Source organism: Janibacter massiliensis (genome assembly GCF_900289115.1).
GTDB lineage: Bacteria > Actinomycetota > Actinomycetes > Actinomycetales > Dermatophilaceae > Janibacter_A > Janibacter_A massiliensis.
The window spans coordinates 1,121,703-1,133,182 of record NZ_LT985196.1 but is presented as its reverse complement, the minus strand read 5'-3'; the positions used below and the strand labels follow the sequence as shown (position 1 = coordinate 1,133,182).

9 protein-coding genes are annotated in these 11,480 nt (G+C 73.1%); 3 read left to right on the top strand and 6 right to left on the bottom strand.

The window, feature by feature from the left end; all coding sequences use genetic code 11:
- Positions 1-47 precede the first annotated feature (47 nt).
- On the bottom strand, positions 48-3,683 hold the full coding sequence (mfd, locus tag DAA34_RS05535; RefSeq protein WP_106817960.1) for a transcription-repair coupling factor: 3,636 nt from the start codon (positions 3,681-3,683) through the stop codon (positions 48-50).
- Between the two features lie 93 nt (positions 3,684-3,776).
- Here mfd and DAA34_RS05530 point away from each other — a divergent pair, with 93 nt between their 5' ends.
- Together DAA34_RS05530 and DAA34_RS05525 are read left to right on the top strand one after the other, a co-directional pair.
- A complete protein-coding gene (locus tag DAA34_RS05530; protein ID WP_158707631.1) occupies positions 3,777-5,789 on the top strand; it encodes a TPM domain-containing protein in 2,013 nt (670 codons plus the stop codon).
- A gap of 176 nt (positions 5,790-5,965) precedes the next feature.
- The gene (locus tag DAA34_RS05525) at positions 5,966-6,694 is read left to right on the top strand and encodes a PspA/IM30 family protein (protein ID WP_106817958.1); all 729 of its coding nucleotides are present in this window, start codon (positions 5,966-5,968) and stop codon (positions 6,692-6,694) included.
- Between the two features lie 74 nt (positions 6,695-6,768).
- On the opposite strand, the gene pth is transcribed toward DAA34_RS05525, so the two are convergent.
- The 3 genes from pth to DAA34_RS05510 all read right to left on the bottom strand — a co-directional run bounded on the left by pth (position 6,769) and on the right by DAA34_RS05510 (position 9,387).
- Complete coding sequence (gene pth / locus DAA34_RS05520) at positions 6,769-7,374, bottom strand: aminoacyl-tRNA hydrolase (RefSeq protein ID WP_199847424.1); 606 nt, start codon at positions 7,372-7,374, stop codon at positions 6,769-6,771.
- 78 nt (positions 7,375-7,452) lie between these two features.
- The gene (locus DAA34_RS05515) at positions 7,453-8,157 is read right to left on the bottom strand and encodes a 50S ribosomal protein L25/general stress protein Ctc (RefSeq protein ID WP_106817956.1); all 705 of its coding nucleotides are present in this window, start codon (positions 8,155-8,157) and stop codon (positions 7,453-7,455) included.
- Between the two features lie 213 nt (positions 8,158-8,370).
- Positions 8,371-9,387 carry an EamA family transporter gene (locus tag DAA34_RS05510; RefSeq protein WP_106817955.1) on the bottom strand — a complete coding sequence of 339 codons (1,017 nt, stop codon included), beginning with the start codon at positions 9,385-9,387 and terminating at the stop codon, positions 8,371-8,373.
- A gap of 111 nt (positions 9,388-9,498) precedes the next feature.
- On the opposite strand from DAA34_RS05510, the gene DAA34_RS05505 reads away from it, so the two are divergent.
- The gene (locus tag DAA34_RS05505; RefSeq protein ID WP_106817954.1) at positions 9,499-10,089 is read left to right on the top strand and encodes a CGNR zinc finger domain-containing protein; all 591 of its coding nucleotides are present in this window, start codon (positions 9,499-9,501) and stop codon (positions 10,087-10,089) included.
- 115 nt (positions 10,090-10,204) lie between these two features.
- On the opposite strand, the gene DAA34_RS12110 is transcribed toward DAA34_RS05505, so the two are convergent.
- Together DAA34_RS12110 and DAA34_RS05500 are read right to left on the bottom strand one after the other, a co-directional pair.
- Entirely contained in the window at positions 10,205-10,372 is a 168-nt protein-coding gene (locus tag DAA34_RS12110) for a hypothetical protein (RefSeq protein ID WP_158707630.1), read from the bottom strand.
- A gap of 124 nt (positions 10,373-10,496) precedes the next feature.
- Positions 10,497-11,477, bottom strand: coding sequence for a ribose-phosphate diphosphokinase (locus DAA34_RS05500; RefSeq protein ID WP_106817953.1), 981 nt, complete (start codon positions 11,475-11,477; stop codon positions 10,497-10,499).
- Positions 11,478-11,480: the final 3 nt, after the last annotated feature.

The following is an 11,480-nucleotide window of genomic DNA, read 5'->3' as shown; positions in this document are numbered from 1 at the left end:
CCGCCGGCTGACCCCGGCGGCGGGGCTGGTCGCTCGTGGCCCGGCGCTCAGCGCATCCGGGAAGAGTCCCTCGACGCGGTCGCGTCCGTGCCGGTCTGCTGCCCCGCCGCGATGTCGTCCAGGAGGACCGAGCGCACGAGGTCGCTCGCCCACGAGAGCACCTCGAGGTCCCGCAGCGGTCGCCCGCCGACCCGCGCCGTCGTCGGCCGCGGCACGGTGATCGTGCGGGTCGCCTCCTTGACCGTCGCCCGCGGGTACATCCGCTGGAGCCGCAGCCGCTGGGAGTCCTTGAGGTCGACCGGCCCGAACCGGATGCTCGATCCCTGCGCCGCGACCTCGGTGAGGCCCGCGGTCCGCAGGAGGATCCGCAGGCGGGCCACCTCGACGAGGTTGAGCACCGGCTGGGGCGGGTCGCCGTACCGGTCCTGCAGCTCGACGAGGACCTCCGCGAGCGCGGCCTCGTCGGTGACGGCGGCGAGCTTCTTGTACGCCTCGAGCCGCAACCGTTCCCCCGGGACGTACTCGTGCGGCAGGTGGGCGTCGACGGGCAGCTCGATCTTCACCTCGGTCGGGGCCTGGTCGCCCTCGCCCTTGAAGTCGGCGACGGCCTCGCCGACCATCCGGACGTACAGGTCGAAGCCGACGCCCGCGATGTGGCCGGACTGCTCCCCGCCCAGGAGGTTGCCCGCGCCACGGATCTCGAGGTCCTTCATCGCGACCCGCATGCCCGCGCCGAGGTCGGTGTTCCCCGCGATCGTCGCGAGCCGGTCGTGCGCGGTCTCCGTCAGGGGCTTGTCCCCCGGGTACATGAAGTACGCGTACGCCCGTTCCCGCCCGCGGCCGACGCGCCCGCGCAGCTGGTGCAGCTGGCTCAGGCCGAGCTTGTCCGCCCGGTCGATGATGAGCGTGTTCGCGTTGCTGATGTCCAGGCCCGTCTCGACGATCGTCGTGCACACGAGGACGTCGAAGCGGCGCTCCCAGAAGTCGACGACGACCTGCTCGAGCCGGTGCTCGCCCATCTTCCCGTGCGCGGTCTCGACCCGGGCCTCGGGCACGAGCTCTCTGATCCGCGCCGCCGTCCTGTCGATCGTGCCGACGTTGTTGTGCACGAAGAACACCTGGCCCTCGCGCATGAGCTCGCGGCGCACGGCGGCGGCGACCTGCTTGTCGTCGTACGCGCCGACGTAGGTGAGGACCGGGTGGCGCTCCTCCGGCGGGGTGGCGAGCGTCGACATCTCCCGGATGCCCGTCACCGCCATCTCGAGGGTGCGCGGGATCGGCGTCGCCGACATCGCGAGGACGTCGACGGCGGTCCGCATCGCCTTGAGCTGCTCCTTGTGCTCGACCCCGAACCGCTGCTCCTCGTCGATGATCACCAGCCCGAGGTCCTTGAACCGGATGCTCGGCGCGAGGAGGCGGTGGGTGCCGATGACGACGTCGACGCTGCCGTCGGCCAGTCCCTCGACGGTCTCCGTCGCCTGCTTGTCGGTCTGGAAGCGCGAGAGCGCCCGGACCGTGACGGGGAACCCGGCGTACCGCTCGGAGAACGTCGCCAGGTGCTGCTGGACCAGGAGCGTCGTCGGCACGAGGACCGCGACCTGCTTGCCGTCCTGGACGGCCTTGAAGGCGGCGCGGACGGCGATCTCCGTCTTGCCGTAGCCGACGTCGCCGCAGACGAGCCGGTCCATCGGGACCGTCTTCTCCATGTCCGCCTTGACCTCGTCGATGGTGCTCAGCTGGTCGGGGGTCTCGACGTGGGCGAAGGCGTCCTCGAGCTCGCGCTGCCAGGGCGTGTCCGGCGCGAAGGCGTGCCCCGGCGTCGCCATCCGGGCGCTGTAGAGCCGGATGAGCTCGGCGGCGATCTGCTTGACGTACCGCCGGGCGCGCGACTTCGTCTTCTGCCAGTCGCTGCCGCCCATCTTGTTCACCGTCGGCGCCTCGCCGCCGACGTAGCGGGTCACCTGGTCGAGCTGGTCGGTCGGGACGAAGAGCCGGTCCCCGGGCTGGCCGCGCTTGCTCGCCGCGTACTCGATGACGAGGTACTCGCGGGTCGCGCCCTGGACCGTCCGCTGGAGCATCTCGACGAAGGTGCCCACGCCGTGCTGCTCGTGGACGACGAAGTCGCCCTTCTTCAGCTGGAGCGGGTCGACCTGCTTGCGTCGGCGCGAGGGCATCCGACGCTGGTCCTTCGTCGACCCCCCGCGGGCGTTCGCGCCGAGCAGGTCGTTCTCGGTGAGGACGACGAGCGCGGCGTCCCCGCCGCGCAGGACGAAGCCCTCGCGCAGGCACGCGGTCGTCGTCTCGACGACGCCGGGGTCGAGCGAGGCGAGCGCGCGGTGCGGGACCTCGTGGTCGGTGAGCAGCTCGCCGACGCGGTCGAGCAGGCCCGCGCCCTCGGCGGTGATCAGGACGCGCGCGCCCTCACCGGTCCACCGGCGCAGGTCCGCGGCAGCCGCGTCGGTGTCCCCGCGGTAGGGGGTGACGGACTCGGCGTCGAGCCGGAAGGTCACGCCCTCGTGCTCGACGGCGTCCTCGAGCGCGTCGGGACCGGCGGCGAAGGGCGAGAGCGTCCACCACGGCAGGCCCAGGTCGAGCGCGTGCTCGCGGGTCTGCGCGATGGTCCGGTAGGACGCCGTCCCCAGGACCGACTCGAGGTCGACGGGCACGGCGTTGCCCGCGGCGGCGTTCGACCAGCTCGCGTCGAGGAACTCCTCGCTCGTCGCGACGAGGTCGTGCGCCCGTGAACGGACCCGCTCGGGGTCGGAGACGACGACCCGCGAGCCCGTCGGCAGGACGTCGAGGAGGGTCTCCATGCCATCGACGAGGGCCGGGGCGAGCGACTCCATCCCCTCGACCGGGATCCCCTCGGCGACCTTGCCGAGCATGTCCGCCACACCGGGCAGCTGGGTGGCGAGCTCCGCCGCGCGCGCGCGGACCGATGCGGTGAGCAGCACCTCCCGGCACGGCGGCGCCCACAGCCCGTGCTCGGGCACGGCGGGACCGTCCTTCGGGGCGATCGTCCGCTGGTCGGCGACGGTGAACCACCGGACCTCCTCGACCTCGTCGCCGAAGAAGTCGACACGCAGGGGGTGCTCCTCGGTCGGGGGGAAGACGTCGAGCAGGCCGCCGCGGACGGCGAACTCCCCGCGTCGCTCGACCATGTCGACCCGGACGTAGGCGGCCGCGGCGAGCGCCTCGACGACCTCCTCGAGCGGGCGCTCCTCACCGACCCGCAGCGACACCGGCTGCAGCTCGGCGAGCCCGGCGACCATCGGCTGGAGCACCGCCCGGACGGAGGCGACGAGCACCCGGATCGGGCCGTGCGCGGGGTCGCTCGGATCGGGGTGGGCCAGGCGGCGCAGGACCGCCAGCCGGCGGCCGACGGTGTCGCTGCGCGGACTCAGCCGCTCGTGCGGCAGCGTCTCCCAGCTGGGGAAGGTCGCCACCTGCTCCGGCGGGAGGATCGACCCGAGCGCCGCGACGAGGTCGTCCGCCTCTCGCGCCGTCGACGCGACGAGCAGGACCGTGCCGTCGGTGGGGATGCTCGACACGAGGAGGGGTCGGGTGCCCGCGGGGGCGACGACGTCGACCTCGGTCAGCTCGGCCGCCCGCGACAGCAGGCGAGAGACCTCGGGGAGGGCGGTGAAGGCGGTGAGCAGCGGGGCCAGGGGGGAGGTCGTCATCGGACCACCGATTCTGCCGTACCACGGCAGGTGGCCACGCGGTCAGGTTGCACCAACGTTGCACAACCGGCCCGCAGACGTGAGGATCGAGGCGTGCCAGTGCCGACCGTCTCGTCCCGACCGACCCTCCGCCTGCTCGGTGCGCTCGCCGCGATGCTGCTCGCGACGCTCGTGCTGCTCGTCCCCGGCCTGCCGGCCCGGGCCAGCGGAGCGGACGCGCCGCCGAGCCTGACGACGCAGCTCACCGATCGAGCCGGCGTCGTCGGCGACCCCGCCGCGGTGAACGCCGCGCTCGAGAAGCTGCGCGACGAGCGGGATCTGCAGCTCTTCGTCGTCTACGTGGACTCCTTCGACGGCACCGCGGGGCCGCAGTGGGCCGAGCAGACGTTCCGCCGGTCCGGCCTCGGGGACGACGACATCCTCCTCGCGGTCGCGACGAAGGACCGGCGGTACGGCACCTACGCCGCGAAGGCGCCGGGCATCTCGCAGGAGGAGGCCAAGGCCGTCCAGCGCGAGGCCATCGAACCGGCGCTGCGCCAGAACCAGTGGGACAAGGCCGCCATCGACGCGGCGGACGCGTACGGCGACGCCGCCGGCCGCACCCGCGGCGGCACGAGCACCGGTGGTGTCGGCGGGACCCCGATCCCCGGCTGGCTGTGCTTCCTGTGCCCCGCCGTCCTCGTCGTCCCCGCCCTCTTCGCGGCCTTCCGCCGGAAGAAGGGCGGCACGCCGCAGACGCCCCAGCAGGTCGCCTACGGACCCGACGGCCGGCCGCTCGCGCCGGAGCAGGTCGAACCGCTGGAGTCCCTCCAGCGGCGCGCGGCCGCGGCACTCGTCGGGCTCGACGACGCCGTCCGTTCCTCGGGCGAGGAGCTGTCCTTCGCCGAGGCGCAGTTCGGCCGTCAGCAGACCGAGAAGTTCCGCGCGGCCCTAAAGAACGCGAGGCGGAAGTCGGCCGAGGCGTTCGCCGTGCAGCACCGGATGGACGGCGAACGGATCGAGGGCGAGGCCCAGCGCCCGTACCTGCAGCAGATCCTCGCCCTCGCGACCGAGGCCGACGCGCAGCTCGACGCGCAGACGGACGAGTTCGTGCGCCTGCGAGACCTGCAGAGCCGCGCGCCCGAGGTCCTCGCCGACCTCGACGTGCGGATCGGCGAGGTCCGTGGTCGCCTCCCCGCGGCCGAGCAGACCCTCGCAGGGCTGCGCGCCCGCTACCCCGCCGAGTCGCTTGCGACCGTCCGGACGAACATCGACCAGGCCACGCGCCTGCTCGAGGCCGCCGCGCAGCTCGTCGCCACGGGGCGCGGCCAGGTGGAGACCGACCGCGCGGCCGCCGTCGCCTCGGCCCGGTCCGCCGAGGACGCCGTGCAGCAGGCGGCCCGGCTCGTCGACGCCGTCGACCGCGCCGGCTCGGACCTCGACAACGCCCGCGCCCTGCTCGACCAGCGCCTGACCTCGATCAGCGCCGACGTCCAGGACGCCCAGCGGCTGGGGGCGGACGACGCGGTGACCTCGACGGCGGTGCAGAACGCCCAGCGCGCGATCCAGGCAGGCACCCAGGCGAAGGACGGCGGCGACCCGCTCGCGGCCATCGCCGGGCTCGAGCGCGCCGAGCAGGACCTCGACGCGGCCCTCGAGCGGTACCGCGAAGAGGACGAGCACCGCCGCCGCGTCGCCGGCACCGTCCGCGACCAGCTCACCCGCGTCCAGGCCCGCGTCCGCAGCATCGACGACACCATCTCGATGAACCGCGGCGCCGTCGGCCCGATGGCCCGTACCCGCCTGTCCGAGGCCCAGCAGCTGCTCGACGAGGCGGCGCGCGTCATCGACACCGACCCGCAGACCGCGGGGGCGCTGCTCGCCCGGGCCGAGCCGCTCGCCGAGGAGGCCCTCCGGCGGGCGCAGGAGGACATCGACGACTACCACCGCGGCGGCGGGTACGGCGGAGGCTACGGCGGCTGGGGCGGCCGTGGCGGCATCGACGTCGGCTCCCTCATCCTCGGCGGCATCCCCCTTGGGGGCGGCGGGGGGGGGGGGGGGGCGGGGGGGCCCCGGGCCCCCCCCGAGCCGGTCCTTTTAAACACTTCTGAGCTGCCCGCGAAATAGAGCGGCGGAGGACGCGGGGGGAGCGGTGTTTANCCATCGCCGGGCTCGAGCGCGCCGAGCAGGACCTCGACGCGGCGGCGGGGCGTTCTGACCCGGGACGACCTCCGCGCCCCGCACCCGTTCACCTGACCAGCAGCAACGACGGACCACGCAGCATCCATCGAAAGGAACCAGACATGGCACAGAAGCAGTCCATCCTCGGCCGGATCAGCCAGCTGACCCGCGCCAACATCAACGCCCTCCTCGACCGCGCCGAGGACCCGGAGAAGATGCTCGACCAGCTCGTGCGCGACTACACCAACTCCATCGCCGACGCCGAGGAGGCCGTCGCCCAGACGATCGCCCAGGTGCGGATGGCCGAGGCGGACCTCAAGGAGGACCAGGACGCCGCTCAGGAGTGGGGCCGCAAGGCCGCCGCGGCCTCGGCGAAGGCCGAGCAGATGCGTGCCGCCGGGGACGCCGCGGGTGCGGACAAGTTCGACAACCTCGCCAAGGTCGCGCTCGGTCGTCAGATCCAGCACGAGAACGAGGCCCGCGACGCCGAGCCGATCATCGCCGGGCAGAACCAGACCGTCGAGCAGCTCAAGGACGGCCTGACGGCGATGAAGACCAAGCTCGAGGACCTCAAGTCCCGCCGTGCGTCGCTCGTCGCCCGCGCCCGGACGGTCGAGGCGCAGAACAAGGTCAACACGGCGATGGGCGCCATCGACGTCATGGACCCCACGAGCGACCTCTCCCGCTTCGAGGACCGGATCAAGAAGGAGGAGGCGCTCGTCCAGGGCCGCACCGAGGCCCGGGCGACCTCCCTCGAGGACCAGTTCGCCGAGCTCGACGGCACGGGCAACGACGCCGAGATCGAGGCGCGCCTCGCCGCGCTCAAGGGCCAGGGCGGCACCCCGGCCTGATCCCGGACCCGCGCGACGCGGCCCCGTCCCTGCATGCAGGGACGGGGCCGTTCGTCTGTCCCGAGCGGGTCCGGTCAGCGCGAGTGGAAGTCCTGCTGAGCGGCCTCGAGCCCGTCGCGCACGAGCGCCTCGACGGCGTCGGCGGCGTCCGAGACGAGGAAGGGCAGCTCCTTGCGCTCGGTCGCGGAGAAGTCCTTGAGGACGAAGTCGGCGGCCTCCATGCGCCCCGGCGGCCGACCGATGCCGACCCGGACCCGCAGGTAGTCCTTCGAGCCGAACGACGAGGTGATCGACCGGAGCCCGTTGTGGCCCCCCTCTCCGCCGCCCCGCTTGAGCCGGACCTGGCCGAAGGGGATGTCGAGCTCGTCGTGCACGACGATCAGGCGGTCGACGCCGGAGCCGAACCAGCCGACGAGCGCCTTCGTCGGCCCGCCGGAGAGGTTCATGAACTCGTTCGGGACGGCGAGCACCCCGGCCGCGGGCGGCTGCCCGGGGGCGAGGGCGAACCGGCACGTCGCGGCACTCGTGCGGGACTTGTGGGCCTTGAGCTTCTCCCCCCGGCGATCGGCGAGCTCGGCGACCACCATCGCACCGACGTTGTGCCGGTTGCCGGCGTACCGGTCCCCCGGGTTGCCCAGGCCTACGACGACCCACGGTCCCTGCTCATCGCGCTCGCTCACGTCGCAGGAGCATGCCACGACGCGACGGGCGCCCCCGACCGTCGTGGTCGGGAGCGCCCGTCGTCGTGCAGGAGGGACTCAGTCGTCCTTGTTGCCGTCCTCCGGGGACTCCATCGGGGCGTCGCCCTCGGCGAGCTGCTTGTCGCTCGGAGCGCCCTCGGTCTCGTCGGTCTCCGGCTCGTCCTGCTCGATGCCGGCCTCGGCCTCGGCCTCGGCGAGCTCGGCCTCGAGGGCCTCCGCGGAGATCTGCTCGGTGACGTTGACGACGAGCGTCTCGGGCTCGGTGACGAGGGTGGCGCCAGCGGGCAGCTCGACCTGCGAGGCGAGGATCTGCGTGCCGGCCTCGAGGCCCTCGATGTCGACGACGAGCTGCTCGGGCAGGTTCGTCGCCTCGGCCTCGACCTGGAGGGTCTGGGCGTCGACGGTGACGACGGTCTCCGGACCGGCCTCGCCCTCGGTGGTGACGGGGACGTCGACGGTGACCTTCTCGCCCTTCTTGACGATGACGAGGTCGACGTGCTCGATGATCGGCTTGAGCGGGTCGCGCTGGACGTCCTTGGCGAGGGCGAGCTGGTCGCCGTCCTCGAGCTCGATCGTCAGCAGCGCGTTCGCGTTCTTCAGCGCGAGCATCGTCTCGTGGCCCGGAAGGGCGACGTGGACCGGGTCGGCGCCGTGGCCGTAGAGCACCGCGGGGATCTGGTTGGCGCGGCGGAGACGGCGGGCCGCGCCCTTGCCGAACTCGGTGCGGGTGCTGGCCTTGAGGCGGATCTCGTCGGTCGACATGTGGTCACTCCTGAAGGGTCGGGGCGACCCTCCGGGGTGCCGGGCGGGTCTGGGTGTCGGGCGGGCGGTGGGCCTCGGCGCGGGGCACGGCAACGACGCTGGCCGCTCCACGGGAGAGCGCCACCGCGTCGAATCACGGACGCGGTCGGTGCTGCGTCCCTCGCCGAGGCAACCCGGGAATCCTAGACCGTCGGCCGCCGCAGGCCAAACCGCTCAGCCGACGACCGGCGCGGCCGGGTGCTCGCGCGTCTTGCGCACGACGTCCGGCCCGGGCACGTCGCCCGCGTCCAGCTCCGGGTGGGCGTCGTCCCGGTCGTCGAGCCGGACGGCGACGACACCGGCGAGGATCGCCAGGCCGCCGAGCAGCTGGATCGGACGGGGCACCTCGCCGAGCAGCCACCACGCGAAGAGGACGGCGAAGAGGACCTCGGTGAGGCCGACGAAGGAGGAGACGCGGGAACCGAGGCGGCGCGCGGCGTCGATGCCGGTGACGTACGCGATGGCCGCGGCGACGACACCGAGCTCGAGGATCGCGGCCCACCACGGCAGGGTCGTCCCGGCGACGGCGACCGAGCCGGTCGCGGTGCGCCACGGCAGGACCCCGACGAGCCCGAGTACGGCGAGGGCCACCGTGCCGACGAGCAGCCCGCCGGCGGCGAGGGTGATCGGCGGGATGTTGTCCTCGTGGTCACGGCCGGCGATGACGAAGAAGCCGGCGAGCGCGACGGCGGCCACGAGCCCCCAGAGCACGCCGATCGCGTCGAGGCGCAGGCCGCTGAAGGCGTCGAGCACGAGGACGAGGCCGACGACGGAGATCACCATCCCGGCCATCGTCAGGCGGCCCGGACGGCGGCCCGTGCGGGCCCAGATCCATGCGACGACGAGGATCGGGCCCAGGTACTCGAGCATGAGGGCGACGCCGACCGACAGCCGACCGACGGCGTTGAAGTAGGCGAGCTGGCAGAGCGCGACGGCGACCAGGCCGTAGGCGAGAACGTCGCCGGCGTTGCGCCGCAGGAGGTGCCAGCGACCGCGCAGGGCGAGCAGACCCGGCCCGAGGAGGAGCAGCGCACCGAGGCCGACCCGGACGGTGACGATGGCCGACGGGGACCAGCCGAGGCCGATGAGCGCCTTGCCGAAGGTCCCCGAGGTGCCGAAGGTCGCCGCCGAGACGAGGGCGACGAGGAGGCCTGCGCCGAACGAGCCGGTGCGCGGTGCGGGGGCGGTCATGGGGGTGCTCCTGGGCGGTGGGGGTCCGACGTGGTTCGATGTCGGCATCGGTGTCATATGTCATCGAACCCGACGCCCATGACGCTACGACCCGACGCGACAGGAGTCAAAATGCAGTTTGCCCATGACACCCGGGTGGCGCTCACCGGTGCCGCGGCGCTCGTCAACACCCGTCCGTGGCCCGGGTCCTCCGAGATCGACGCGGCCGGCGAGCCGACGACCGACGACCTGCGGACCGTGGCCGACCTGAGGGCGTTCATGGACGAGTGGGGCTGGACCGGCGCTCCCCCGCGCACGGCGGCCGAGGTCGAGGACGTGCGGGCGCTGCGTGGCCGGCTGCACCGCTTCTGGGAGCTCGACGAGGACGCCGTCGTCGAGGTGGTCAACGAGCTGCTGCGCGAGTACCGGGCGCTGCCGCAGCTCGTCCGGCACGACGCGTGGGACTACCACCTGCACGCGACCCCGTCGGGCGCCCCGCCGGCGGCCCGGATGGCGGTCGAGGCGGCGATGGCGATGGTCGACCTCGTGCGGGCCGGGGAGCTCGGCCGGCTGGGGACCTGCGCGGGCGAGGACTGCGGCGGGGTCGTCGTCGACCTGTCCCGCAACCGCTCACGGCGCTACTGCGAGGACGGCTGCGGCAACCGCGCGGCGGTGGCCGCCTACCGAGCCCGCAGGGCGGCCCCAACCACCTCGACCACCTGATCCCCTGGCCCACCCCCACATCCTGCAAAAGCCGGGGCTTTTACCAGGTGCGGGGGTTGCATCCCCCGCACGTGCACCGAAGCCCCGCACCTGTGCTGTGCGCGGCCCGGGCAGATCAACCCGGGACGCCGTCGACGGACGGAGGGGTCAGCCGAGACGCTCGAACCGAGGCGATCCCGTGCCGACGGGCGTAGGCCGCAGAAGCGACCGCGCCGACGATGAAGAGCAGGAGGCCGAGGCCGGCGAGCACGAGCGGCAGCGTGAGGTTCCCCGAGTCGTCCATGGCGGGAAGCTAGCGCCCGACGACCACCCTCGGCCCGACAGACGCGGAGGTTCGGTGCATCTGCGGGGGTCGTACCCCCCGCAGATTGCAAAAGCCCCGGCTTTTGCGGGAGGAGAAGGGTGGGTCAGTGGGTGCCCGTGAAGAGGCTCGTCACCGAGCCGTCCTCGAACACCTCGCGGATCGCCGCGGAGATGAGCGGGGCGATCGAGAGCACGGTGAGCCCGTCGAAGCACGCCTCGTCGGCGATCGGGAGCGTGTTCGTCACGACGATCTCCTCGGCCGCGCACGCCATCATCCGCTCCTTCGCCGGCCCGGAGAAGATCGCGTGCGTCGCCGCGATGATGACCCCGGCAGCGCCCTCGGCCATGATCGCGTCGGCGGCCTTGGTGATCGTCCCGGCCGTGTCGATCATGTCGTCGACGAGGACGCACCAGCGGCCCTCGACCTCACCGACGACCCGGTTGGCGACCGTCTCGTTGGGGCGGCTCACGTCGCGGGTCTTGTGGATGAACGCCAGGGGCGCGCCACCGAGCTGGCGCGACCACTGCTCGGCGACCTTGATCCGCCCGGCGTCGGGAGAGACGACCGCGAGCTGCCGGTCGCCGTACTTCTCCCGCACGTGCCTGGCGAGCACCGGCAGCGCCATGAGGTGGTCGACCGGCCCGTCGAAGAAGCCCTGGATCTGGTCGGTGTGCAGATCGACCGCGATGAGCCGGTTGGCCCCGGCCGTGCGGAACAGGTCGGCCATGAGACGCGCGCTGATCGGCTCGCGCCCCCGGTGCTTCTTGTCCTGCCGGGCGTAGCCGTAGAACGGCTGGACGACGGTGATCCGCTTCGCGCTCGCCCGCTTGAGGGCGTCGACCATGATGAGCTGCTCCATGATCGCCTCGTTGATGGGCGCCGCATGGCTCTGGATGACGAACGCGTCGCAGCCGCGGACCGACTCCTCGTAGCGGACGTAGATCTCGCCGTTGGCGAAGTCGTAGGCGCTCGTCGGGACCAGGGGCGTGCCGAGGTCCTGCGCGACCTGCTCGGCCAGCTCGGGGTGGGTGCGGCCGGAGAACACCATGAGGTTCTTCTCGGTCGCCCGGTGGATGCCGCTCACGCG